Raw genomic sequence first — 25,414 nt, forward strand, 5'->3', positions numbered from 1 at the left:
TGATTAACCCCTTCTTTTCATCTGGTTATTTCTTAACCCCTCAGTTTTCTCAGGGTCGCGTATCGCTTGCGATCTCGCCAGTATTTCGAATATTATGCTGCGGCATAATAATAATTCTCGTTTACGTTATCATTCACTTTTCATCAGAGATATACCAATGGCGCGTTTCAAAACTGCTCAGCCAACCTACTCGCTGCGTAAAATCGCAGTCGTAGTAGCCACAGCGGTTAGCGGCATGTCTGTCTATGCACAGGCAGCGGTTCAACCGAAAGAAGAAACCATTACTGTTACTGCCGCACCTGCCCCGCAAGAAAGCGCATGGGGACCCGCAGCCACCATCGCAGCACGACAGTCCGCTACGGCGACCAAAACGGATACCCCGATTGAAAAGACGCCTCAGTCTATTTCCGTGGTGACTGCCGAAGAGATGGCGCTGCACCAGCCTAAATCCGTGAAAGAGGCGCTCAGCTACACCCCTGGCGTTGCCGTGGGCACCCGTGGCGCGTCCAACACCTATGATTACCTGATTATCCGCGGTTTCGCCGCCGATGGCCAAAGCCAGAATAACTATCTGAATGGCCTGAAGATGCAGGGTAACTTCTACAACGATGCGGTGATCGACCCCTATATGCTGGAGCGCGCGGAAGTGATGCGCGGTCCGGTTTCCGTTCTTTACGGAAAGAGCAACCCGGGCGGCTTACTGAACATGGTCAGCAAGCGTCCAACCACGGAGCCCCTGAAAGAAGTTCAGTTCAAAATGGGCACCGACAACCTGTTCCAGACCGGGTTTGACTTCAGCGATGCGCTGGATGACGATGGCGTTTACTCCTATCGTTTAACCGGCCTGGCGCGTTCCGCCGATGCGCAGCAGCAGGGCGCGGAAGAGCAGCGCTATACCATCGCGCCGTCTTTCTCCTGGCGTCCGGATGACAAAACCAACTTCACCTTCCTCTCTTACTTCCAGAACGAGCCGGAGACCGGTTACTACGGTTGGTTGCCAAAAGAGGGGACCGTGTCTGAATTGCCGAACGGTAAGCGTCTGCCTACCGATTTCAACGAAGGTGCTGACAACAATACCTACTCTCGTAACGAGAAAATGGTGGGCTACAGCTTCGATCACGAATTTAACGACACCTTTACCGTGCGTCAGAACCTGCGCTTTGCGGAAAATAAAACCTCGCAAAACAGTGTCTACGGCTATGGCGTCTGCTCCGACCCTGCGAACGCGGGCAGCAAACAATGTGCGGCGCTGGCACCGGAAGACAAAGGACACTACCTCGCGCGTAAGTACGTTGTTGATGATGAGAAATTACAGAACTTCGCTGTGGATACCCAGTTGCAGAGTAACTTTGCGACCGGCGACGTCGACCATGTCCTGCTGACTGGCGTTGACTTTATGCGTATGCGTAATGACATCAACTCCTGGTTTGGTTATGACGACTCGGTTCCGCTGCTGGATCTGAACAATCCAGTGAACGGCGATTTCGATTTTAATTCGAAGGATCCGGCTACCTCTGGTCCTTATCAGGTGCTGAACAAGCAGAAACAGACGGGTTTGTATATTCAGGATCAGGCTCAGTGGGATAAAGTTCTGGTAACATTGGGCGGTCGTTATGACTGGGCCGATCAGGAGTCGTTCAACCGCGTTTCCGGCACGACCTCAGAGCGTGATGACAACCAGTTCACCTGGCGTGGCGGTGTAAACTACCTGTTCGATAATGGTGTGACACCTTACTTCAGCTATAGCGAATCGTTTGAACCGTCTTCACAGACTGATGCGCAAGGTAATCTGTTTGCCCCTTCAAAAGGCAAACAGTACGAAGTCGGCGTGAAGTATGTACCGAAAGATCGCCCGATCGTGATTACCGGTGCCCTGTATCAACTGACGAAAACCAACAACCTGATGGCGGATCCGTCGGGTTCATTCTTCTCGGTTGACGGTGGCGAGATTCGTGCGCGTGGCGTTGAGATCGAAGCGAAAGCGGCGCTGTCAGCGAGTGTTAACATCGTCGGTTCATACACTTATACCGATGTTGAATACACGACGGACACCAAATACAAAGGCAACACGCCTGCACAGGTGCCGGAACATATGGCGTCACTGTGGGGGGATTACACCTTTTATGATGGCGCATTGTCTGGTCTGACGCTGGGTACCGGGGGACGTTTTAGCAGCTCAAGCTATGGTGACCCGGCAAACTCCTTTAAAGTGGGGAGTTATGCAGTTATGGATGCGTTAGTACGCTACGACCTGGCTCGCGTGGGTATGGCGGGTTCCAACGTGGCGCTCCACGTCAACAACCTGCTTGATCGTGAATACGTCGCCAGCTGCTTCAACACGTATGGTTGCTTCTGGGGCGCGGAACGTCAGGTTGTTGCAACCGCAACCTTCCGTTTCTAATTTCTCTTAGGGCACGGTTTTCCGTGCCCGCTATACAAGTTGGCCGCTATGCAGGAAAACACAACCCATTCCGACACGACGTTTGCGTTGCGCAAAGTCTCCTTTCGCGTGCCTGGACGCACGCTGCTGCATCCTCTCTCTCTGACCTTTCCTGTCGGCAAAGTGACCGGACTTATCGGGCATAACGGCTCAGGTAAATCCACCATGCTGAAAATGCTGGGGCGACATCAGCCGCCTTCGGAAGGCGAGATTTTGTTGGACGGTCAGCCGCTGGAAAACTGGAGCAGCAAAGCGTTTGCGCGCAAAGTCGCTTACCTGCCGCAGCAGTTGCCGCAGGCTGAAGGGATGACGGTGCGTGAACTTGTCGCGATTGGGCGTTATCCGTGGCATGGCGCATTGGGGCGTTTTGGCGTGGCCGACAGAGAGAAAGTGGAAGAAGCGATTGCGCTGGTCGGCTTAAAACCGTTAGCGCATCGGCTGGTGGATAGTCTTTCCGGTGGCGAACGTCAGCGGGCATGGATAGCGATGCTGGTGGCGCAGGATAGCCGCTGCCTGTTGCTTGATGAACCCACCTCGGCGCTGGATATTGCGCATCAGGTTGATGTGCTGGCGTTGGTACACCGTTTAAGCCAGCAGCGCGGCCTGACCGTGATTGCTGTGCTTCATGATATCAACATGGCTGCGCGCTACTGCGACTATCTGGTCGCGCTGCGTGGCGGTGAAATGATTGCGCAGGGAACGCCCGCCGAACTGATGCGTGGTGAAACGCTGGAACAGATTTACGGCATCCCGATGGGGATTTTACCGCACCCTGCGGGCGCCGCACCTGTGAGTTTTGTTTATTAATGAGTGGTTTATATCCTCTTTCTCGCCGTCGCTTATTAACCGCGATGGCGCTTTCTCCGTTGCTCTGGAAAATGGGGCAGGCGCGCGCCGCCTCAGTCGACTTGCAGCGTATCGTGGCGCTGGAATGGCTGCCAGTAGAGCTTCTGCTGGCGCTGGGTATTACGCCTTACGGCGTGGCGGATATTCCTAACTACCGTTTGTGGGTTAACGAACCGCCGTTGCCGGATTCCGTTATTGACGTGGGTCTGCGTACGGAGCCTAATCTGGAACTGCTGACCGAAATGAACCCCTCATTTATGGTCTGGTCGGCAGGATACGGCCCTTCACCTGAGAAGCTGGCACGTATTGCGCCAGGGCGTGGGTTTAACTTCAGTGACGGCAAAAATCCCTTAGCAGTGGCGCGCCAGTCGCTCACGGAGATGGCGCAACTTCTCAATGTAGAACCCGTAGCCCAACGCCATCTGGCGGAGTTCGACAGCTTTATTGAAAGCCAGAAAACTCGCTTTACGCAGCGCGGGGAGAGACCGTTGCTGATCACGAGCCTGTTGGATTCGCGTCATATGCTGATCTTCGGGCCGAATTGCCTCTTTCAACCGGTGCTGGACGAGTATGGCATTCGTAATGCCTGGCAGGGTGAAACCAATTTTTGGGGAAGCACCGTGGTGGGGATTGATCGTCTGGCAGCCTATAAAGAGGCTGATGTTATCTGCTTTGATCACGGTAATCACCGTGAGATGGACGCATTGATCGCCACACCGCTGTGGCAGGCTATGCCGTTTGTGCGTGCCGGGCGTTTTCAGCAGGTGCCCGCCGTCTGGTTCTATGGTGCAACGCTTTCCACTATGAGCTTTGTTCGTATTCTGGATAATGCGCTGGGAGGCAAGTCGTGAGTAAACGTATTGCGCTGTTTCCAGCATCATTTCTGGCGGTGCTGCTGATTGTCGCCGCCGGACTAACCTGGACTAATTTCTCGATCGCACTGCCGCGTAGCCAGTGGCTGCAGGCGGTGTGGTCACCCGATATTGATGTGGTTGAGCAGATGTTGTTCCACTACAGCTTGCTGCCGCGTTTGGCGATCTCTTTGCTGGTGGGCGCCGGGCTGGGTCTGGTGGGCGTACTCTTTCAGCAGGTACTGCGTAACCCGCTGGCGGAGCCGACGACGTTGGGTGTGGCAACCGGTGCGCAACTGGGGATCACCGTCACCACCCTGTGGGCGCTCCCCGGCGCATTGACAACGCAATTCGCCGCGCTGGCGGGCGCCTGTGTCGTCGGTGCCGTGGTGTTTGGCGTCGCATGGGGTAAACGTCTGTCTCCGGTGACATTAATTCTCGCCGGGCTGGTCGTCAGCTTGTACTGCGGCGCAATCAATCAACTGATGGTCCTTTTCCATCATGATCAACTGCAAAGTATGTTTCTCTGGAGTTCCGGGACGCTGACGCAAACGGACTGGGGCGGCGTGCAGCGTCTGTGGCCGCAGTTGTTGGGCGGGGTGATGCTCACTTTGCTGCTGTTACGCCCCATGACCCTGATGGGGTTAGACGACGGCGTGGCGCGCAATCTGGGACTGGCCTTGTCGCTGGCGCGACTGGCAGTACTGTCACTGGCGATTGTGATCAGTGCGCTACTGGTGAACGCGGTGGGGATTATCGGCTTTATCGGTCTGTTTGCGCCGCTGCTCGCGAAAATGCTCGGTGCGCGGCGTCTGCTGGCGCGTCTGATGCTGGCGCCGCTGATTGGGGCGCTGATCCTCTGGCTTTCCGATCAAATTATTCTCTGGCTGACGCGGGTGTGGATGGAAGTCTCCACCGGGTCGGCAACCGCGTTGATTGGCGCGCCGCTGCTTCTGTGGCTACTTCCGCGCCTGCGCAGTATGAGCATGCCGGCGATGAATGCGAATGACAGGATTGCAGCCGAACGACAGCATGTGCTGGGTTTTGCGCTGGCAGGCGGCGTGGTGCTGCTGGCGGTGGTGATTGTGGCGCTCTCGCTAGGACGTGATGTGCACGGCTGGACGTGGGCCAGTGGCGCAATGCTGGATGAGTTAATGCCCTGGCGTTGGCCACGTATTCTGGCCGCTATGATTGCCGGTGTGATGCTGGCGGTCGCGGGGTGCATTATTCAACGCCTGACCGGAAACCCGATGGCGAGCCCGGAAGTGTTGGGGATCAGCTCCGGTGCGGCGTTTGGCGTGGTATTAATGCTGTTTCTGGTGCCGGGAAATGCGTTCGGCTGGCTACTGCCTGCCGGAAGTGTTGGTGCGGCAGTGACGTTGCTGATCATTATGATCGCCGCGGGGCGCGGAGGGTTCTCTCCACACCGTATGTTACTGGCGGGGATGGCGCTCAGTACGGCATTCACCATGCTATTGATGATGCTGCAGGCAAGCGGCGATCCGCGAATGGCGGAAGTGTTAACCTGGATCTCAGGTTCGACCTATAACGCCTCGGGTGAGCAAGTGCTGCATACCGGGATCGTGATGGTGATTTTGTTGGCGATAACACCGCTGTGTCGCCGTTGGCTGACCATTTTACCGTTAGGCGGCGATACCGCACGGGCTGTGGGGATGGCGTTGACGCCTTCGCGCATTGGCCTGTTGATGTTGGCCGCGTGTCTGACGGCGACGGCGACGATGACTATCGGCCCGCTGAGCTTTGTCGGACTGATGGCGCCACACATTGCGCGGATGTTAGGTTTTCGCCGGACGATGCCGCATATGATGATGTCGGCGCTGGCGGGGGGCGTGCTGTTAGTCTTCGCTGACTGGTGCGGCAGGATGGTACTGTTCCCGTATCAGATCCCGGCGGGATTACTGTCGACGTTTATTGGTGCGCCGTACTTTATCTATCTGTTGAGAAAGCAGAGCCGATAAGAGTAATGCCTCGCCCGGAAGGGCGAGGCGAAAAGATTACAGCTTCGCGAACACCCGACGTGCTGCGTCGATGGTGTTATTGATATCGTCCACGCTGTGCGCCACGGACATAAAGCCCGCTTCAAACGCTGACGGCGCCAGATAAACGCCTTCATCCAGCATCAGATGGAAGAAACGCTTAAAGCGTTCCACATCACATGCCATCACATCCTGGTAGCAGGTCACGGATTCGGCATCGGTGAAGAATATCCCGAACATACCGCCAACATGGTTCATCACCAGCGGAATTCCCGCCTCCTGTGCTGCCTCCAGCAAACCTTCTGACAGTTGCGTGGTCAGCTCATTCAGCGTTTCATGGATCCCCGGTTGGGCGACTTCGGTCAGACAGGCAAAACCGGCTGCCATCGCGATAGGGTTACCGGAAAGCGTTCCCGCCTGGTAAACCGGACCGGTCGGGGCCAGCGCATCCATCACGTCGCGGCGACCGCCGAAAGCGCCGACAGGCATACCGCCGCCGATGATTTTGCCCAGGCACGTCAGGTCTGGCGTCACGCCGTAGTAATCCTGTGCGCCAGCCAGCGCGACGCGGAAACCGGTCATCACTTCGTCGATAATCAGCAGTGCACCAAATTCGTCGCACAACGCGCGCAGGCCAGGCAGGAATTCCGGCAGCGGCGGGATGCAGTTCATGTTACCTGCGACGGGCTCAACGATGATGCAGGCAATCTCCTGCGGATACTGTTCGAATGCCGCGCGAACCGAGTCCAGATCGTTGTAAGTACAGGTCAGGGTATGTTTAGCGAAATCTGCCGGTACGCCCGGTGAGTTCGGCTGACCCAGCGTCAGTGCGCCGGAACCGGCTTTGACCAGCAGGCAGTCGGCGTGACCGTGGTAGCAGCCTTCAAATTTGATGATCTTGTCGCGACCCGTAAAGCCGCGTGCCAGGCGGATGGCGCTCATGGTGGCTTCGGTACCTGAGTTCACCATACGCACCATGTCCATGGTTGGCACCAGATTGGTGACCAGCTCCGCCATTTTCACTTCCATCTCGGTAGGGGCACCGAAACTCAGACCCCGTTGGGCAGCTTCAATCACCGCGTTACGGATAGCCGGATGGTTGTGACCCAGCACCATCGGTCCCCAGGAACCGACGTAATCGATGTAGGCTTTGCCATCGACATCATACAGATACGCGCCGTCTGCTTTTTCGATAAACAGCGGAGTTCCCCCCACGCCAGTAAAGGCGCGAACAGGGGAGTTAACGCCGCCGGGGATAAGCTCGCGTGCTGCGCTGTAGAGGTTTTCAGACTTACTCATGGATGGGTTCCTGGTTCGTAGAAAAAGTGAATGCCCGCTATTCTAAGTAAAGTTATCCGCATTTGAAACAACACGATTTACAGGGGATTTTCATCATTGGGACGAGTAGAATGCCGTCTCTGTATTTGTATTACCAATTAATGATCATCCGATGAAAACAGACACTCCCTCTTTTGAAGCACAGCACGTTTTGCGCTTACGGCGCAGGGATCTGATCCGCCGACTCGTTGAGCGCGATAAAACGCCGCTGGCGATTTTGTTGATGGCGGCCGTTGTCGGTACTGTCACTGGGTTGGTTGGCGTGGCATTCGAAAAAGCGGTGACCTGGGTCCAGAACCAGCGTCTCGGCTCATTGGCCCATGTCGCAGACCATGCGCTGTTGGTCTGGCCGCTGGCCTTTATTCTCTCTGCCGGGCTTGCGATGGTCGGTTATTTTCTGGTGCGTAAATTTGCGCCGGAGGCCGGTGGTTCGGGTATCCCAGAAATTGAAGGCGCTCTGGAAGAGCTGCGTCCCGTGCGCTGGTGGCGCGTCCTGCCGGTTAAGTTTGTTGGAGGTATGGGGACGCTCGGCGCGGGGATGGTGCTCGGACGCGAAGGACCCACGGTGCAGATCGGCGGTAATATTGGTCGCATGGTGCTGGATGTGTTTCGCATGCGCAGCGCCGAAGCGCGCCACACGTTACTGGCAACCGGTGCGGCTGCGGGGCTGTCTGCCGCTTTTAACGCGCCGTTGGCGGGCATTTTATTCATTATTGAAGAGATGCGTCCGCAGTTTCGTTACAACCTTATTTCGATCAAGGCGGTGTTCACTGGGGTTATCATGTCCAGCATCGTGTTTCGGATCTTCAACGGTGAAGCGCCGATCATTGAGGTGGGGAAACTGTCGAATGCGCCGGTTAACACCCTGTGGCTCTATTTGATCCTCGGGATGGTTTTTGGCTGCGTGGGGCCGGTCTTCAATACCCTGGTGTTGCGTACCCAGGATATGTTCCAACGCTTTCATGGCGGCGATATCAAAAAATGGGTATTGATGGGCGGCGCTATCGGCGGGCTGTGCGGTATTCTCGGGCTGATTAAACCGGAGGCGGCCGGCGGAGGATTTAACCTGATCCCCATTGCCGCAGCCGGTAATTTCAGCGTTGGACTCCTGCTGTTTATTTTTATCGCCCGAGTCATTACCACGCTGCTCTGTTTTTCATCCGGCGCGCCTGGCGGTATTTTTGCGCCAATGCTGGCGTTGGGGACGTTGCTGGGCACCGCGTTTGGCATGGCGGCGGCGGTATTTTTCCCGCAATATCATCTTGAGGCGGGGACGTTTGCGATTGCCGGAATGGGGGCATTGCTGGCGGCATCTGTGCGGGCGCCGTTGACGGGGATTGTGCTGGTGCTGGAAATGACCGATAACTATCAGCTCATTTTGCCAATGATTATTACCTGTCTTGGCGCAACACTGTTAGCGCAATTTATGGGCGGAAAGCCGCTATACTCTACAATCCTTGCCCGCACACTGGCAAAGCAGGACGCAGAGCAGGCGGCAAAAAGCCAGGGCGTTACCGCTGGCGAGAATACTTGAACGAAATACCAGGGTATTAGATAATGACAAGAGTATTGGGTTAGAATTTGCCCAATTGCCAATGTCGTTTGGAGCAAAAAATGAGTGATGACGTAGCGCTGCCACTGCAATTTACTGAAGCAGCAGCCAATAAAGTAAAAAGCCTGATCGCTGATGAAGATAACCCGAATCTGAAATTACGTGTGTATATCACCGGTGGTGGTTGCAGCGGTTTCCAGTACGGTTTCACCTTTGATGATCAGGTGAACGATGGCGATATGACCATTGAGAAACAGGGCGTCGGTCTGGTTGTCGATCCGATGAGCCTGCAGTATCTGGTGGGCGGATCCGTTGACTACACCGAAGGTCTGGAAGGTTCTCGTTTCGTCGTGACCAACCCGAACGCAAAAAGCACCTGCGGGTGTGGCTCGTCCTTCAGTATCTGATTGTACTGAACATGAAAAAGCCGTGTCATAGACACGGCTTTTTGCTATCTGGTGCGATCATCCAGTGCAAAGGTCGGCAACTTCAGATGCCAGCGAATGGCGGCAAGTCGAATGAGCAACGTCACGACCATCCCCATCATACTGGACGTCTCCAGTGGAATATCAAACGTATAATACGCAGTAGCATGCACAATTCCGCCGATGATACAGGCCGTTGCATAAATTTCAGTGCGTAAAATCATGGGGACTTCGCGGGCTAGCACATCACGAATAATCCCGCCGCCGACGCCGGTAATCACGCCCATACAGATGGCGACCAGTGGACCGCTTCCGGCAATAAAGGCTTTGTTCACGCCGATACCAACAAACACCGCTAAGCCAACGGCATCCAATACCGGGAGCATCCATTTAGGCAGTCGTCTGGGCTGACGCACCAGCACAATGGTGAGCATGCTGGTGATCATCGCTACCACCAGGTCGGTCGGATCTTTTACCCAAAATACCGGCCCGTTATCCAGCGCCATATCGCGAATGGTTCCCCCGCCAACGGCCGTGACAACGCCAAGAACCAGAACGCCAAAAGGGTCCATGCGCAGTTTTCCGGCCAGTAATACGCCAGAGATAGCAAATACCGCTGTGCCTACAATATCGAGCCAATAGACGAGCATTGTCGAATCCCCACTGAGAGCCTGGCGGGGCCTGGCTCTATTTCACTTGTGAAAGCGCATTACAGAGTTGTTTTGCGGCGAGGATAATACGCGGGCTTGCGCGTTCAAACCAGTCACTGGTGAGTGGAATAACCGGAATTTTTAGCTGATTTCCCCAGTATTGTTTGATTTTGAGAATTTCGCCCGAATCTCCTGCGACGACGATCGCCTGGGGAGCCCTTGCCAGCACCTGTTCGCGACTCACCTGCGGCCAGGGAACCCGACTATCGGCAAAGACATTTTCTCCGCCACAAAGCTCAATAACCTGGTTCTGAATCGAGTTTTTTCCGCTGGTAAAGGGTGGATTGATGCCAAACTGGAGAAACACCCGCTTTTTCGGTTTCTCTGCATACTGAGATTTTAGCTGAGCATACTCATCCAACAAGGTTTGCGCCGCACGATTGGCTTTCTCGGGATCGGGGCTCCAGGCAGCCAACTGTTGCAACGCGCCAGCAACTTGCTCGATGGTCTCCGCGTCTATCCAGATGACGTCGATGCCCAGAGAGGTCAGTTGATTGACCTGCCGCTCTGAATTCCCGCCACGCCAGGCGATAACCAGATCGGGCTTTAGCGCCACAATCCGTTCCAGATTCATCCCTTGCCAGGTAGAAACCTCATCGATGCCTTTCGCTTCCGGGGGATAGTCGGAATAACTGCTAACGCCAACGGGGGTAATGCCTGCGGCAAAGGCGAGTTCGGTGTTAGCGGGGGAAAGAGAAACGACGCGCGGCGCGGCAGACAGCCACACCGGAAGAGTGAGAAGCAGGGCGGCCAGCGCCCTGGATAATGATTTAGCCATGTGCCAGTTTCTGGACCAGCGTTTCCACCATCAGGCTGGACTGTTTGGCGGCAACCACCAGGAACTCGTCAAAGCTGAGGTGAGACTGCTGATCGGCCACGTCAGAAATGGCGCGAACCACCACAAAAGGCACGTTAAAGTTATGGCAAACGTGCGCGATAGCGGTCGCTTCCATCTCCACGGCAATCGCGTTCGGGAAGTTATGGCGGATCCTCGCCAGACTGACTGAGCCATTAATGAAGGCGTCACCACTGACGATCAACCCGCGAACTGCATTCAGGTTCAGTTCTGCGATGCAGGATTCGGCAGCTGTGATCAGCTTGTCATCTGCTTTAAAACCTGCCGGGCAACCTGGAAGCTGACCAAATTCATAACCAAATGCGGTGACGTCGGCATCGTGATAACGCGCTTCGTCAGAAACCACGATGTCACCGACTTTCAGCGTCGGCGCCAGGCCGCCCGCAGAACCGGTGTTAACAATGACATCTGGCTTGCATCGCTCGAGAAGCAGAGTTGCGCCCAGCGCAGCCGCGACTTTACCGATGCCTGATTTCAGTAGCGCAACCTCGGTTCCGTTCAGTTGGCCGGTGTAAATTTCACAACCGCCAAGGGTAATTGTCTGACGGTTTTCGATTTTGTCACGCAGCAGCGTAACTTCTTCTTCCATTGCACCAATGATGCCGATTTTCATAGATTTACTCGCGATAAGCCAGATTTGAGGGCATAGTCTATCATGCGCTTAAGGTGAAGCGCATTGCTCAGGCGGGAGAGAACATGGCACAGATCGATTTCCGAAATAAAATTAACTGGCACCGTCGTTATCGCTCACCGCAGGGCACGAAATCTGAGCATGAAATTCTACGGATCTTTGAGAGCGATCGTGGTCGGATCATCAACTCACCCGCGATTCGCCGTCTGCAACAGAAAACGCAGGTGTTCCCCCTTGAGCGCAATGCGGCGGTGCGGACGCGACTGACGCACTCTATGGAAGTGCAGCAGGTTGGGCGTTATATCGCTAAAGAGATACTGAGTCGCCTTAAAGAGCTGAAACTATTAGAGAAGTACGGCCTTGATGAGTTGACCGGTCCTTTTGAGAGCATCGTGGAGATGTCTTGCCTGATGCATGATATCGGCAATCCGCCGTTTGGGCATTTTGGCGAGGCGGCGATTAACGACTGGTTTCGCCAGCGTTTGTTCCCGGCAGATGCGGAAAGCCAGCCACTCAGTGACGATCGTTGTGTCGTTGCCGCGCTGCGATTGCGTGAGGGTGAGGAGTCAGTGAATCATCTTCGTCGTAAAGTGCGCCAGGACTTATGTCAGTTTGAAGGGAATGCGCAGGGGATACGTCTGGTTCATACATTGATGCGAATGAATCTGACCTGGGCGCAGGTGGGCGGTATTTTAAAATATACGCGACCCGCCTGGTGGCGGGGTGAAACGCCTTCCTCACATACCTATTTAATGAAAAAGCCGGGCTACTATCTTTCTGAAGAGCCCTATATTGAGCGGTTACGTAAAGAGCTTGAAATGGCGCCTTACAGCCGATATCCATTGGCGTGGATTATGGAGGCGGCTGACGATATTTCATATTGTGTGGCCGATCTTGAGGATGCTGTTGAGAAAAGAATCTTCAGCGTGGAGCAGCTTTATCATCATCTTTATGAAGCCTGGGGGCATCATGAAAAAGGCTCACTGTTCACACAGGTGGTTGAGAATGCCTGGGAGAAATCGCGCGCCAATTCATTAAGCCGCAGTACGGAAGACCAGTTTTTTATGTATTTACGCGTGAATACACTTAATAAACTGGTGCCGTATGCTGCCCAACGCTTTATTGATAATTTGCCGCAAATCTTTGACGGTAATTTCAATCATGCATTGCTGGAAGATGCCAGTGGCTTCAGTCAGTTGCTTGAATTATATAAAAATGTCGCGGTAAAACACGTGTTTAGCCACCCGGATGTCGAACAGCTGGAATTACAGGGATATCGGGTGATCAGCGGTTTGCTGGAGATTTATCAGCCGCTATTAAAAATGTCGCTATTAGATTTTTCTGAGCTGGTGGATAACGAACGACTGAAACGCTTTCCTATTGAGTCCAGACTATTCCAGAAGCTCTCTACGCGTCACCGCCTGGCCTATGTTGAAGTGGTGGGTAAATTAGCCTCAGATTCCCCGGAATACGCCACGCTGGAATATTATTATCGCTGCCGTCTGATCCAGGATTATATCAGCGGGATGACCGATTTGTATGCCTGGGATGAATATCGCCGACTGATGGCGGTTGAATAATATTCAACCTTTTGTAAAGATGAACAATAAATATTTACCGTTTCCAGAAACTTTATACCGGAACTTCGCGCTATAAAACGAATCTGATGTACACAGCAATTTTGCGTTATCTGTTAATCGAGATCGAAACACATGAAAAAAACCACATTAGCAATGAGTGCACTGGCTCTGAGTTTAGGTTTGGCGTTGTCCCCCCTGTCTGCAACGGCGGCTGAGACGGCGTCTTCAGCAACAACAGCCCAGCAGATGCCAAGTCTGGCGCCGATGCTCGAAAAAGTGATGCCATCGGTGGTGAGTATTAACGTGGAAGGCAGCACGACGGTGAATACGCCGCGTATGCCGCGTAACTTCCAGCAGTTTTTCGGTGAAGATTCTCCGTTCTGTCAGGATGGCTCGCCATTCCAGAGCTCGCCTTTCTGTCAGGGCGGGGTGCAGCAGGGCGGCGATAACGGCGGCGGTCAGCAACAAAAATTCATGGCGCTGGGCTCCGGTGTCATTATTGACGCTGCAAAAGGCTATGTTGTGACCAACAACCACGTGGTCGACAAAGCCAGCGTTATCAAAGTACAACTGAGCGATGGCCGTAAATTCGATGCGAAGGTCGTCGGTAAAGATCCGCGCTCCGATATCGCGCTGATCCAGATTCAGGATCCGAAAAATCTGACGGCGATTAAGCTGGCGGACTCTGACACGCTGCGCGTGGGGGATTATACAGTTGCCATCGGTAACCCGTTCGGTCTGGGCGAGACGGTGACGTCCGGTATTGTTTCTGCGCTGGGCCGTAGCGGTCTGAACGCAGAGAACTATGAAAACTTTATCCAGACTGATGCCGCCATCAACCGGGGTAACTCCGGTGGTGCGCTGGTGAACCTGAACGGCGAACTGATCGGTATTAACACCGCCATTCTTGCGCCGGACGGCGGCAATATCGGTATCGGTTTTGCCATCCCAAGCAACATGGTGAAAAACCTGACGGCCCAGATGGTGGAGTACGGTCAGGTGAAACGCGGAGAGCTGGGGATTCTGGGGACCGAACTGAGCTCTGAGCTGGCGAAAGCAATGAAAGTTGATGCCCAGCGTGGCGCATTCGTGAGCCAGGTATTGCCGAACTCGTCGGCGGCGAAAGCGGGCATTAAAGCGGGTGACGTCATTACGTCTCTGAACGGCAAGCCGATCAGCAGCTTTGCCGCACTGCGCGCTCAGGTAGGAACGATGCCGATTGGCAGCAAGATCAGCCTGGGTCTGCTGCGCGAAGGCAAGCCTGTTACAGTAAGTCTGGAGCTGCAGCAAAGCAGCCAGAATCAGGTCGACTCCAGCACCATCTTCAGCGGTATTGAAGGTGCTGAGATGAGTAATAAAGGCCAGGATAAGGGCGTTGTCGTGAATAACGTCAAAGCCAATTCTCCGGCGGCCATGATTGGTCTGAAGAAAGGGGACGTGATCGTTGGGGCAAACCAGCAGGCGATTAAAAACATCGCTGAACTGCGTAAAATCCTCGACAGCAAACCGTCTGTGCTGGCGCTGAACATTCAGCGTGGCGATAGCTCTATCTACCTGCTGATGCAGTAATCCCTCGCAAAACCCTTTCCCCACAGGGGAAAGGGTTCTCCTCCGTTTTGTGAAGTTTCCCACAAGTCCATATATCTTCCCGTCAGTTTGTGCATTTGCACAATGTTGCAGGCTAACATCTTCCCTATGCTTGAGTTCCGCTCACAGGAGGGTTTATGGCTGGCATCTTGATACCAACATGGCACAGGATATCGTGTCGCGGACCATGCGCATCATTGATACCAATATCAACGTAATGGATGCCCGTGGGCGCATTATCGGCAGCGGCGATCGCGAACGTATTGGTGAATTGCACGAAGGTGCATTGCTGGTGTTGTCGCAAGGGCGCGTTGTCGATATTGATAATGAGCTGGCGAGGCCGTTAGCACGACTGAAAGCCATGGATAACAACGGATTATTGCGCCGGACACTGGCGGCGTGGTTTCGCCACAACGTACAGCCGCTGGCGACGTCAAAAGCGTTATTTATCCACCGTAATACGCTAGAGTATCGCCTGAACCGTATCTCTGAACTCACCGGGCTGGATTTGGGGAGTTTTGACGATCGGTTGCTGTTGTATGTGGCATTGCAACTGGATGAACAACGGTAGGCGGGATTTGTTTTGTCGGCCTGATAAACGTAGTGCCATCAGGCAAAATAAAGCCGGGTGGCGGCGGGCACGCACCAATGGGTAGGCCGGGTAAGGCGAAGCCGCCACCCGGCAACAAACCGCGTTATTTGCGTGTCAACTTCTCAAGATCGGCTTCAATCTCGCTGATCTTATTGGTCACGACCGATTCCAGATGGCGTAAATCGTCGAGGATCTTACGTTTAAGATCGACTTCGGTGCGGTCACGCTGGCAGATTTGATCCAGCTCGTCGATCACATAGCGTAGATTCGGGCTGATCTCCTGAACCTCTTTGTACCCCTGACCAACACCATCAGCGACGACCGTTTTGCGCTGGCGAGGATATTTAAACTTAACGCTCTTGGCAAAGAATTCGCCTTTATCCTTCTGGAAATAGATTTTCAGGATATCGTTGTTGGCTTCTTGCCGCAGGCTGTAACGATCGATTTCTTCAGGATTGGTAATGCCCAGACTTTTCAGATTGTCGTACATAGCGGTACCCTTAATCTCAACATAACCTTTGAATAATTAACGAAAAGTTCTTTTTCCGCCACCAGAAGATATAAAAAAAGCGGGGTTGCCCCCGCTTTTTCTAATCAGGATTAGTCGATGGTGCGTAGCAGCTCGTTGATGCCCACTTTGCCGCGGGTTTTCGCATCCACTTTTTTCACAATCACTGCACAGTACAGGCTGTATTTCCCGTCTTTAGACGGTAGGTTGCCGGAAACAACCACCGAGCCCGCCGGAACGCGACCATAATGCACTTCACCGGTTTCGCGATCATAAATACGGGTGCTTTGACCGATGTACACGCCCATGGAGATCACGGAACCTTCTTCCACGATCACCCCTTCAACGACTTCTGAACGCGCGCCGATAAAGCAGTTGTCTTCGATGATGGTTGGATTAGCCTGCAGTGGCTCCAGTACACCACCGATGCCCACGCCGCCAGACAGGTGAACGTTTTTACCAATCTGCGCGCAGGAGCCAACGGTCGCCCAGGTATCAACCATGGTACCTTCGTCAACGTAAGCACCGATGTTCACGTAAGATGGCATCAGCACCGTATTGCGAGCGATAAATGCGCCCTGACGCACAGCCGCAGGCGGAACCACACGGAAGCCTTCTTTCTGGAAACGCGCTTCATCGTAGTCGGCGAATTTCATCGGCACTTTATCGAAGTAGCGGCTTTCCGCACCGTCGATAACCTGGTTATCGTTAATACGGAAAGAGAGCAGTACCGCTTTCTTCAGCCACTGATGGGTGACCCACTGGCCATCAATCTTTTCTGCGACACGCAGCACGCCGGAATCCAGCAGAGAAATGACCTGATTAACCGCTTCACGGGTCACGGTATCTACATTTGCCGGAGTGATGTCGGCACGACGCTCGAAAGCTGACTCAATAACGTTCTGTAACTGCTGCATTGTTAAACTCTTTCCATATAAATAAACACACTACACTTTATCGTTTGGATTGAGGGCCTCTGTCAACCGTTGATGCACTTCCTGCTGCAGCTCATTATTAAGCGCACGCCGGTCGGCTGTGGCGATTATGAATAAATCTTCTACTCGCTCACCAATGGTTGTAATTCGGGCGCCATGAAGCGAAATTCCCAGATCGGCAAAAATTTGCCCGACCCGCGCCAACAGGCCAGGTTGATCGAGTGCAATCAATTCCAGGAACGATTTCCGGTCGGTATGGGTTGGCAGGAAATTCACTTCAGTCTCGACGGTGAAATGGCGTAGCTTGGCCGGTTGTCGACGCGGTTGCGGAGGTTGCCAACTGCGCTGTGTGATTGCCTGTTCCAGCCCAAAACGGATGGCTTCGTGGCGATCCGGCGAAAGGGGGCTGCCATCGGGTTCCAGAACGATAAACGTATCCATCGCCATGCCGTCGCGAGTGGTGAAAATCTGCGCGTCGTGAACGCTCAGGTTACGCCTGTCCAGCTCGGCACAGACGGCGGCAAACAGATACGGTCTGTCCGGGCTCCAGATAAAAATTTCGGTTCCGCCGCGCGTGGCCTGCGGGCTGAGCAGAATTAATGGATCACTGAGGTCATGCTGCAACAGATGTCGTGCGTGCCAGGCCAGCTGATTTGGGCTATGGCGGACAAAATAGTTGGCGCGACAGCGTGACCAGATGTGATGCAGCGCCTCTTCGTCAATATTATCCATACGCAGCAACGCCAGGGCCTGCAACTGGTGATGACGCACACGTTCGCGCATATCTGGCGTATTCTGCATTCCCCGGCGGAGCTGTTTCTCGGTGGCGAAATAGAGTTCACGCAACAGGCTCTGCTTCCAGCTATTCCACAGCGTTTCATTGGTGGCGCAAATGTCGGCTACCGTCAGACAGGCGAGGAAACGCAAACGGTGTTCTGTTTGCATCTCTTCGGCGAATTGCTTGATCACTTCCGGATCCTGAATATCGCGTCGCTGCGCCGTGACAGACATCAGCAGGTGATGACGCACCAGCCAGGCAACCAGTTGCGTTTCGCGTGAGTTCAGACCGTGCAGCTCGGCGAATTTAAGCACGTCCTGCGCGCCCAGCACCGAGTGGTCGCCGCCGCGTCCTTTGGCGATATCATGAAACAGCGCGGCGATAAAAATCAGCTCGGGTTGTCGCAGGCGAGGCCAGAGATCCACGCATAGCGGGTGAGCCTGACGCGTCTCTTCTTTGGCGAAGCTCTCCAGCTTCAGCATGACCCGAATGGTGTGCTCATCCACGGTATAGGCGTGGAACAGGTCAAACTGCATTTGACCGACGATGTGCGACCATTGCGGCATATAGGCCCACAGCACGCTGTGACGGTGCATCGGCAACAGACCGCGACTGACGGCGCCGGGATGGCGCAGCATACTCAGAAACAGCGATCGTGCTTCCGGGATGTAGCACAGCGGTTGATTAAGATGGCGACGCGCATGGCGAAGATGACGCAGCGTGGTGGAATAGATGCCCGTGATCGCGCTGTTGCGCACCATGGTATAGAACATCCGCAGGATCGCTTCCGGTTCACGGATAAAAAGATCCTCACTGCGCAGATCGATCAGCGTACCGCGTAACTGAAAATCGTCATCGATGGGGCGCGGTTTTTCGTCGGCGGACAGCGCGAGGATCGCTTCGTCAAACAGTTGCAGCAGCATCTGATTAAGTTCAGTAACGCGGCGGGTGACCCGGAAATAATCCTTCATCATCTGCTCGACCGGTTCGTTGCCTTCGCCGCTATAGTTGAGGCGCTGGGCAACGTTTAACTGGCGGTCAAACAGTAGACGGTTATCGTAACGGCTGACCACCAGGTGGAGTGCAAAGCGAATGCGCCACAGAATATGCAGGCACTCGTTCAGCTCGGCACGTTCCGCCTGCGTTAAAAAGCCGAAACCGACCATCTCGTCTAACGATGTCGCGCCAAAATGGCGACGCGCCACCCACTGCAGAGTATGAATATCGCGAAGACCGCCGGGACTGCTTTTGATGTCAGGTTCCAGATTGTAACTGGTACCGTGATAGCGGTGATGGCGCAGGTGTTGCTCTTCAACTTTCGCGGCAAAAAATTTTTCAGACGGCCAGAACCCTTCGCTGAAGATGTGTTTCTGCAATTCAAGAAATAACGCGACATCCCCGATGAGCAGACGTGTTTCGATAAGGTTAGTGGCGACGGTGAGATCCGACAAACCTTCCAGCAGGCACTCTTCCAGAGTCCGCACGCTGTGCCCAACCTCCAGTTTGACGTCCCACAGCAGAGTCAGCAATTCACCAATTTTTTGCGCCTGCGCGTCGGGCAACTTTTTACGGCTTAAGATCAGCAGGTCGATATCGGAAAGCGGATGAAGTTCACCGCGACCGTAGCCGCCAACCGCCACCAGCGCGACATCGCTAATTTGCCCAAAGCCGTAATCGATCCACAGTCGCTGCAGGAGCTGGTCAATAAATTCGGTACGGGCTTCAATGAGCATTTCGGCGGAAACGCCTTCGTCAAAGGCCTCGCCCAGCCAACGCTGAAAGACATCAAGGTGGGCTTTTATGTCCGCACAGGTTAGCTCATGTTGCGGCCAGACGCCGGGGTTTTGCGGTTGGCCAGGTAGGGTGGGGAGGGCCGTGTTCGCATGCTGTTCTGGAAGAGTTTTCATCGTATGCCACCCATTAAAAAGCCGGATGACGGCGCGAGCGCCTTATCCGGCCTACGGGATAGTGCAATTTGTAGGCCTGATAAGATGCGGGAGCATCGCCATCAGGCAAAAAATTATTCGTCGTGCGTGATGACCGCCGGGATGGTGTCATCCTTGCGTAATGTCAGAATTTCACAGCCATTCTCTGTCACCACAATAGTATGCTCATACTGTGCGGACAAGCTGCGATCTTTCGTTTTTACCGTCCAGCCATCTTTCATGGTACGGATACGATAATCACCGGCGTTCAGCATCGGTTCAATGGTGAATGTCATCCCGGTTTGCAGCACAACACCACCGTCATCAGCATCGTAGTGCAGAACCTGTGGTTCTTCATGGAAGCCGCGACCAATGCCGTGACCACAGTATTCACGCACCACGGAGAAACCTTCGCCTTCCGCATATTTCTGAATGGCAGCACCCAGCGTACGCAGACGGATGCCCGGTTTTACCATCCGCAGTGCCAGATACAGGCTTTCCTGCGTCACACGGCACAGACGTTCGCCCAGAATGGTAGGTTTGCCGACGATAAACATTTTTGAGGTATCGCCGTGGTATTCGTCTTTAATGACGGTCACGTCGATGTTGACGATATCGCCATCTTTCAGATGTTTGGCATCATCCGGAATACCGTGACACACCACTTCATTAATAGAGATGCAGACGGATTTCGGGTAGCCGTGATAGCCCAGACATGCGGAAATAGCATGCTGTTCATTAACGATATAGTCGTTACAGATACGATCCAGTTCACCGGTGCTGACGCCCGGTTTGATATACGGTTCGATCATTTCCAGCACTTCGGCAGCCATACGGCCAGCGACGCGCATTTTTTCGATTTCTTCAGGGGTCTTGATTGAGATAGCCATGAATTCTGTCCATCAGTGTCGATTATTTCGACAATAATTGTGTAAGTGCTGTCAATGGTATCAGTCAGGGGTACACGCTGCCAAATTGAGAATCATTAACAGCACAGACTGCCAACAATTATTGGTGTCTGCGGCGTATTTGTGGTATAAAGCGCGCCGGACTTCCGTTCTCTCTCAGATACACAAGATAGACGGAAGCGACAAATCTCACTTTGTGTAACAACACACACGTATCGGCACATATTCCGGGGTGCCCTTTGGGGTCGGTAATATGGGATACGTGGAGGCATAACCCCAACTTTATATATAGAGGTTTTAATCATGGCAACTGTTTCCATGCGCGACATGCTCAAGGCTGGTGTTCACTTTGGTCACCAGACCCGTTACTGGAACCCGAAAATGAAGCCGTTCATCTTCGGTGCGCGTAACAAAGTTCACATCATCAACCTTGAGAAAACTGTACCGATGTTCAACGAAGCTCTGGCTGAACTGAACAAGATCTCTTCTCGCAAAGGCAAAATCCTTTTCGTTGGTACTAAACGCGCTGCAAGCGAAGCGGTGAAAGACGCTGCTAACAGCTGCGACCAGTTCTTCGTGAACCATCGCTGGCTGGGCGGTATGCTGACTAACTGGAAAACCGTTCGTCAGTCCATCAAACGTCTGAAAGACCTGGAAACTCAGTCTCAGGACGGTACTTTCGAAAAGCTGACCAAGAAAGAAGCGCTGATGCGCACTCGTGAGCTTGAGAAACTGGAAAACAGCCTGGGCGGTATCAAAGACATGGGCGGTCTGCCGGACGCTCTGTTCGTTATCGATGCTGACCACGAGCACATTGCTATCAAAGAAGCAAACAACCTGGGTATTCCGGTATTTGCTATCGTTGATACCAACTCTGATCCGGACGGTGTTGACTTCGTTATCCCGGGTAACGACGACGCAATCCGTGCTGTTAGCCTGTACCTGGGCGCTGTAGCTGCAACCGTTCGTGAAGGCCGTTCTCAGGATCTGGCTTCCCAGGCGGAAGAAAGCTTCGTAGAAGCTGAATAATAAGGCACGCTCGTTAGAGCCCTTATAGACCAGGTAGTATCACGTTTGGTTAGGGGGCCTGTATATGGCCCCCTTTTTCACTTTTAAATCTGTGCGGTTTATGGCCGGGCAGATCAAATCTTCCGAGGATTTTAGAATGGCTGAAATTACCGCATCCCTGGTAAAAGAGCTGCGTGAGCGTACCGGCGCAGGCATGATGGATTGCAAAAAAGCACTGACTGAAGCTAATGGCGACATCGAGCTGGCAATCGAAAACATGCGTAAATCCGGCGCGATCAAAGCGGCGAAAAAAGCAGGCAACGTTGCTGCTGACGGCGTAATCAAAACCAAAATCGACGGCAACATCGCTTTCATTCTGGAAGTTAACTGCCAGACTGACTTCGTTGCTAAAGATGCTGGTTTCCAGGCATTTGCTGACAAAGTACTGGACGCTGCCGTTGCTGGCAAAATCACTGACGTTGAAGTTCTGAAAGCACAGTTCGAAGAAGAACGTGTTGCTCTGGTTGCTAAAATCGGTGAGAACATCAACATCCGTCGTGTTGCTTCCCTGGAAGGCGAAATTCTGGGTAACTACCAGCACGGTGCGCGTATCGGTGTTCTGGTTGCTGCAACTGGCGCTGACGAAGAACTGGTTAAACAGCTGGCAATGCACGTTGCTGCAAGCAAACCAGAATTTGTTAAGCCGGAAGACGTGTCTGCTGAAGTGGTAGAGAAAGAATACCAGGTTCAGCTGGACATCGCGATGCAGTCCGGTAAGCCGAAAGAAATCGCAGAGAAAATGGTTGAAGGCCGCATGAAGAAATTCACCGGCGAAGTTTCTCTGACTGGCCAGCCGTTCGTCATGGAGCCGAGCAAATCTGTTGCTCAGCTGCTGAAAGAGCACAACGCTGACGTTACTGGCTTCATCCGCTTTGAAGTGGGCGAAGGCATCGAGAAAGTTGAGACTGACTTTGCAGCAGAAGTTGCTGCGATGTCCAAGCAGTCTTAATTTTATAAGGAGCCGCCTGAGGGCGGCTTCTTTTTGTGTCCGTCAGGCAAAATTCAGACAGACTCCAGGCGTTTCTGTGCTGATATGCGACATATCATATGTCGCCAGAATTAACCCCCATCTTAATCGTTGACAGTCTCAGGAAAGAAACATGGCTACCAATGCAAAACCCGTCTATAAACGCATTCTGCTTAAGTTGAGCGGCGAAGCTCTGCAGGGTACGGAAGGCTTCGGTATCGACGCAAGCATACTGGATCGTATGGCTCAGGAAATCAAAGAGCTGGTTGAACTGGGTATTCAGGTTGGTGTGGTAATTGGTGGCGGTAACTTGTTCCGTGGTGCTGGTCTGGCGAAAGCGGGTATGAACCGCGTTGTGGGCGACCACATGGGCATGCTGGCCACCGTAATGAACGGTCTGGCAATGCGCGATGCGCTTCACCGCGCCTATGTGAACGCCCGCCTGATGTCTGCTATTCCCCTGAACGGCGTATGTGACAATTACAGCTGGGCAGAAGCGATTAGCCTGCTGCGTAATAACCGTGTGGTTATTTTGTCTGCCGGTACGGGTAATCCGTTCTTCACTACCGATTCCGCAGCGTGCCTGCGTGGTATTGAAATTGAAGCGGACGTTGTACTGAAAGCCACCAAAGTAGATGGCGTATTTACTGCCGATCCTGCGAAAGATCCAACCGCGACCATGTACGAGCAATTGACCTACAATGAAGTGCTGGATAAAGAGCTGAAAGTGATGGATCTGGCTGCCTTCACGCTGGCTCGTGACCACAAATTGCCGATTCGTGTATTCAACATGAACAAGCCTGGTGCGCTGCGTCGTGTTGTGATGGGCGAAAAAGAAGGGACTTTAATCACGGAATAATTCCCGTGATGTCCAAATACAGGTAATATTCCGCTTTACTGTCGCGGGAGAGGCTCTTACCCGTATATGAATTAATCAGGGCTATACTTAGCACACTGCCACTGTGTGCGACTGTCTGGTCTGACTGAGACAAGTTTTCAAGGATTCGTAACGTGATTAGCGAAATCAGAAAAGATGCTGAAGTACGCATGGACAAATGCGTCGAAGCGTTCAAAAACCAAATCAGCAAAATACGCACGGGTCGTGCTTCTCCCAGCCTGCTGGATGGCATTGTCGTAGAATATTACGGCACGCCGACGCCGCTGCGTCAGCTGGCAAGCGTAACGGTAGAAGATTCCCGTACTCTGAAAATCAACGTGTTTGACCGTTCTTTGGGGCCTGCTGTTGAGAAAGCGATTATGGCTTCTGACCTCGGCCTGAACCCAAGCTCTGCAGGTAGCGATATTCGTGTTCCGCTGCCTCCGCTGACGGAAGAACGTCGTAAAGATCTGACGAAAATCGTTCGTGGTGAAGCTGAACAAGCACGTGTTGCCGTACGTAACGTACGTCGCGATGCGAACGACAAAGTGAAAGCTCTGCTGAAAGAGAAAGAGATCAGCGAAGATGACGATCGTCGTTCTCAGGAAGACGTGCAGAAAATGACCGACGCAGCCATCAAGAAAGTTGATGCGGCGCTGGCAGAAAAAGAAACAGAACTGATGCAGTTCTGATTTTCCTGTACGACTAAAACGCCGCACAGAAAACCTGTAAGGGTTGGCTGGCGGCGTTTTGCTTTTTATCGTATCTCAATTCTTCTGGACGTCTTATGAAGCATTTAACCATTCTGGGCTCAACCGGCTCTATTGGTTGCAGCACACTGGATGTGGTGCGCCATAACCCAGACAATTTCCGTATTGTTGCACTTGTGGCGGGTAAAAATGTTACCCGTATGGTCGAGCAGTGCCTGGAATTCACCCCGCGTTACGCAGTGATGGACGATGAGAACAGCGCCCGTCAGGTGAAAGCTGCGCTTTTGCAGCATGGCAGCCGTACTGAGGTACTGAGCGGGCAACAATCGGCCTGTGATATGGCGGCGCTTGATGACGTTGATCAGGTGATGGCGGCGATTGTTGGCGCTGCCGGTCTGTTGCCAACGCTGGCGGCTATCCACGCGGGGAAAACCATTCTGCTGGCGAATAAAGAGTCGCTGGTGACCTGCGGGCGGCTGTTCATGGATGCGGTGAAACACAGTAAAGCCCAGCTTTTACCGGTAGATAGCGAACATAACGCGATTTTTCAGAGTTTACCGCAACCTATTCAGCACAACCTGGGATACGCTGACCTGGAGCAAAATGGCGTAATGTCGATTTTGCTTACCGGGTCTGGTGGCCCGTTCCGTGAAACGCCATTGCACGATCTGACGGCGATGACGCCCGATCAGGCATGCCGTCATCCGAACTGGTCGATGGGGAGAAAAATCTCTGTCGATTCGGCCACTATGATGAATAAAGGTCTGGAATACATTGAAGCGCGTTGGTTGTTCAATGCCAGCGCAAGTCAGATGGAAGTGCTGATTCATCCGCAGTCTGTGATTCATTCCATGGTGCGCTATCAGGACGGTAGTGTGCTGGCGCAATTGGGAGAACCGGACATGCGCACGCCAATTGCCCATACGATGGCATGGCCGAATCGTGTTTCCTCTGGCGTGAAGCCGCTTGATTTTTGCTCGCTCAGTGCGTTGACGTTCTCTGCGCCGGATTATCAGCGCTATCCGTGCCTGAAACTGGCCATGGACGCCTTCGAGCAGGGACAAGCTGCCACAACCGCGCTTAATGCGGCAAATGAAGTCACTGTTGCAGCATTTCTTGCACAGCAGATTCGTTTTACCGATATTGCCAGTCTGAATTTATCGGTGCTGGATAACATGGATCTGCAGGAGCCACAAAGCGTAGACGACGTACTGAGGGTCGATGCTGTCGCACGGGAAGTCGCCAGAAAGCAAGTGACGCGACTCTCCGTATGACGATAATCCATCTACAGTAGATCGTGCTATTTGTTAGCGTTGTGCTTCAGTGATATAGT

The 25,414-nt window shown here is 53.4% G+C and carries 22 protein-coding genes; 14 read left to right on the top strand and 8 right to left on the bottom strand.

Translation table 11 applies throughout. The features are described from left to right. Positions 1-157 precede the first annotated feature (157 nt). The 4 genes from fhuA to fhuB are packed head-to-tail and all read left to right on the top strand — an operon-like array spanning position 158 to position 6,116. On the top strand, positions 158-2,401 hold the full coding sequence (gene fhuA, locus AC07NP_RS07855) for a ferrichrome porin FhuA (protein WP_494660075.1): 2,244 nt from the start codon (positions 158-160) through the stop codon (positions 2,399-2,401). Between the two features lie 48 nt (positions 2,402-2,449). Next, the gene (gene fhuC, locus AC07NP_RS07860) at positions 2,450-3,247 is read left to right on the top strand and encodes a Fe3+-hydroxamate ABC transporter ATP-binding protein FhuC (protein ID WP_494660076.1); all 798 of its coding nucleotides are present in this window, start codon (positions 2,450-2,452) and stop codon (positions 3,245-3,247) included. Beyond that, positions 3,247-4,137, top strand: a complete 891-nt coding sequence (fhuD, locus tag AC07NP_RS07865; RefSeq protein ID WP_494660077.1) for a Fe(3+)-hydroxamate ABC transporter substrate-binding protein FhuD — start codon at positions 3,247-3,249, stop codon at positions 4,135-4,137. Before fhuC ends, fhuD begins: the two co-directional genes overlap by 1 nt. Beyond that, complete coding sequence (fhuB, locus tag AC07NP_RS07870) at positions 4,134-6,116, top strand: Fe(3+)-hydroxamate ABC transporter permease FhuB (protein ID WP_494660078.1); 1,983 nt, start codon at positions 4,134-4,136, stop codon at positions 6,114-6,116. Before fhuD ends, fhuB begins: the two co-directional genes overlap by 4 nt. A gap of 36 nt (positions 6,117-6,152) precedes the next feature. Here the strand turns inward: fhuB and hemL are convergent, their stop codons facing one another. After that, on the bottom strand, positions 6,153-7,433 hold the full coding sequence (hemL, locus tag AC07NP_RS07875; RefSeq protein ID WP_192611131.1) for a glutamate-1-semialdehyde 2,1-aminomutase: 1,281 nt from the start codon (positions 7,431-7,433) through the stop codon (positions 6,153-6,155). 151 nt (positions 7,434-7,584) lie between these two features. Between hemL and clcA the strand changes: the two genes are divergently transcribed. Next, entirely contained in the window at positions 7,585-9,006 is a 1,422-nt protein-coding gene (clcA, locus tag AC07NP_RS07880; protein ID WP_494660079.1) for a H(+)/Cl(-) exchange transporter ClcA, read from the top strand. An 80-nt stretch (positions 9,007-9,086) separates the two neighbouring features. Continuing rightward, positions 9,087-9,431 (top strand): iron-sulfur cluster insertion protein ErpA, encoded by a 345-nt coding sequence (gene erpA, locus AC07NP_RS07885; protein WP_006686771.1) that lies wholly within the window; start codon positions 9,087-9,089, stop codon positions 9,429-9,431. A 44-nt stretch (positions 9,432-9,475) separates the two neighbouring features. Here erpA and AC07NP_RS07890 read toward each other — a convergent pair whose 3' ends face one another. Genes AC07NP_RS07890 through mtnN form a run of 3 tightly spaced genes read right to left on the bottom strand, consistent with a single transcriptional unit; the run spans position 9,476 to position 11,628 of the window. Further along, positions 9,476-10,099: a TRIC cation channel family protein gene (locus AC07NP_RS07890; RefSeq protein ID WP_203358879.1), complete on the bottom strand. Its 624-nt coding sequence runs from the start codon at positions 10,097-10,099 to the stop codon at positions 9,476-9,478. 37 nt (positions 10,100-10,136) lie between these two features. After that, a complete protein-coding gene (gene btuF / locus AC07NP_RS07895; RefSeq protein ID WP_494660080.1) occupies positions 10,137-10,937 on the bottom strand; it encodes a vitamin B12 ABC transporter substrate-binding protein BtuF in 801 nt (266 codons plus the stop codon). Next, positions 10,930-11,628, bottom strand: a complete 699-nt coding sequence (gene mtnN, locus AC07NP_RS07900) for a 5'-methylthioadenosine/S-adenosylhomocysteine nucleosidase (protein WP_203358877.1) — start codon at positions 11,626-11,628, stop codon at positions 10,930-10,932. The genes btuF and mtnN overlap by 8 nt, the downstream gene beginning before the upstream one ends. 83 nt (positions 11,629-11,711) lie before the next feature. Here mtnN and dgt point away from each other — a divergent pair, with 83 nt between their 5' ends. The 3 genes from dgt to AC07NP_RS07915 all read left to right on the top strand — a co-directional run bounded on the left by dgt (position 11,712) and on the right by AC07NP_RS07915 (position 15,384). Then, positions 11,712-13,226 (top strand): dGTPase, encoded by a 1,515-nt coding sequence (gene dgt, locus AC07NP_RS07905; RefSeq protein WP_203358876.1) that lies wholly within the window; start codon positions 11,712-11,714, stop codon positions 13,224-13,226. Positions 13,227-13,358: 132 nt separating this feature from the next. Next, positions 13,359-14,795, top strand: coding sequence for a serine endoprotease DegP (gene degP, locus AC07NP_RS07910; protein WP_494660081.1), 1,437 nt, complete (start codon positions 13,359-13,361; stop codon positions 14,793-14,795). Positions 14,796-14,973: 178 nt separating this feature from the next. Then, positions 14,974-15,384: a helix-turn-helix domain-containing protein gene (locus AC07NP_RS07915; RefSeq protein ID WP_494660082.1), complete on the top strand. Its 411-nt coding sequence runs from the start codon at positions 14,974-14,976 to the stop codon at positions 15,382-15,384. Positions 15,385-15,508: 124 nt separating this feature from the next. Here the strand turns inward: AC07NP_RS07915 and AC07NP_RS07920 are convergent, their stop codons facing one another. The 4 genes from AC07NP_RS07920 to map form a co-directional block, all read right to left on the bottom strand. Beyond that, complete coding sequence (locus tag AC07NP_RS07920) at positions 15,509-15,895, bottom strand: DUF3461 family protein (protein WP_192611139.1); 387 nt, start codon at positions 15,893-15,895, stop codon at positions 15,509-15,511. 110 nt (positions 15,896-16,005) lie between these two features. Continuing rightward, on the bottom strand, positions 16,006-16,830 hold the full coding sequence (gene dapD / locus AC07NP_RS07925; protein ID WP_203358873.1) for a 2,3,4,5-tetrahydropyridine-2,6-dicarboxylate N-succinyltransferase: 825 nt from the start codon (positions 16,828-16,830) through the stop codon (positions 16,006-16,008). 30 nt (positions 16,831-16,860) lie between these two features. After that, the gene (gene glnD, locus AC07NP_RS07930; RefSeq protein WP_494660083.1) at positions 16,861-19,533 is read right to left on the bottom strand and encodes a bifunctional uridylyltransferase/uridylyl-removing protein GlnD; all 2,673 of its coding nucleotides are present in this window, start codon (positions 19,531-19,533) and stop codon (positions 16,861-16,863) included. 113 nt (positions 19,534-19,646) lie between these two features. Continuing rightward, positions 19,647-20,441: a type I methionyl aminopeptidase gene (gene map, locus AC07NP_RS07935; protein WP_494660084.1), complete on the bottom strand. Its 795-nt coding sequence runs from the start codon at positions 20,439-20,441 to the stop codon at positions 19,647-19,649. Positions 20,442-20,762: 321 nt separating this feature from the next. Between map and rpsB the strand changes: the two genes are divergently transcribed. From rpsB to ispC, 5 genes are all read left to right on the top strand, one after another. Beyond that, complete coding sequence (gene rpsB / locus AC07NP_RS07940; RefSeq protein WP_162381141.1) at positions 20,763-21,488, top strand: 30S ribosomal protein S2; 726 nt, start codon at positions 20,763-20,765, stop codon at positions 21,486-21,488. 136 nt (positions 21,489-21,624) lie between these two features. Continuing rightward, on the top strand, positions 21,625-22,476 hold the full coding sequence (tsf, locus tag AC07NP_RS07945) for a translation elongation factor Ts (protein ID WP_203358869.1): 852 nt from the start codon (positions 21,625-21,627) through the stop codon (positions 22,474-22,476). A gap of 151 nt (positions 22,477-22,627) precedes the next feature. After that, positions 22,628-23,353 carry a UMP kinase gene (pyrH, locus tag AC07NP_RS07950; RefSeq protein WP_046475796.1) on the top strand — a complete coding sequence of 242 codons (726 nt, stop codon included), beginning with the start codon at positions 22,628-22,630 and terminating at the stop codon, positions 23,351-23,353. Positions 23,354-23,505: 152 nt separating this feature from the next. Continuing rightward, positions 23,506-24,063, top strand: coding sequence for a ribosome recycling factor (gene frr, locus AC07NP_RS07955; protein ID WP_203358868.1), 558 nt, complete (start codon positions 23,506-23,508; stop codon positions 24,061-24,063). 95 nt (positions 24,064-24,158) lie between these two features. Next, positions 24,159-25,355, top strand: coding sequence for a 1-deoxy-D-xylulose-5-phosphate reductoisomerase (ispC, locus tag AC07NP_RS07960; RefSeq protein ID WP_203358867.1), 1,197 nt, complete (start codon positions 24,159-24,161; stop codon positions 25,353-25,355). Positions 25,356-25,414 lie beyond the last annotated feature (59 nt).

Source organism: Citrobacter sp. GW821-FHT07H02, assembly GCF_059418505.1.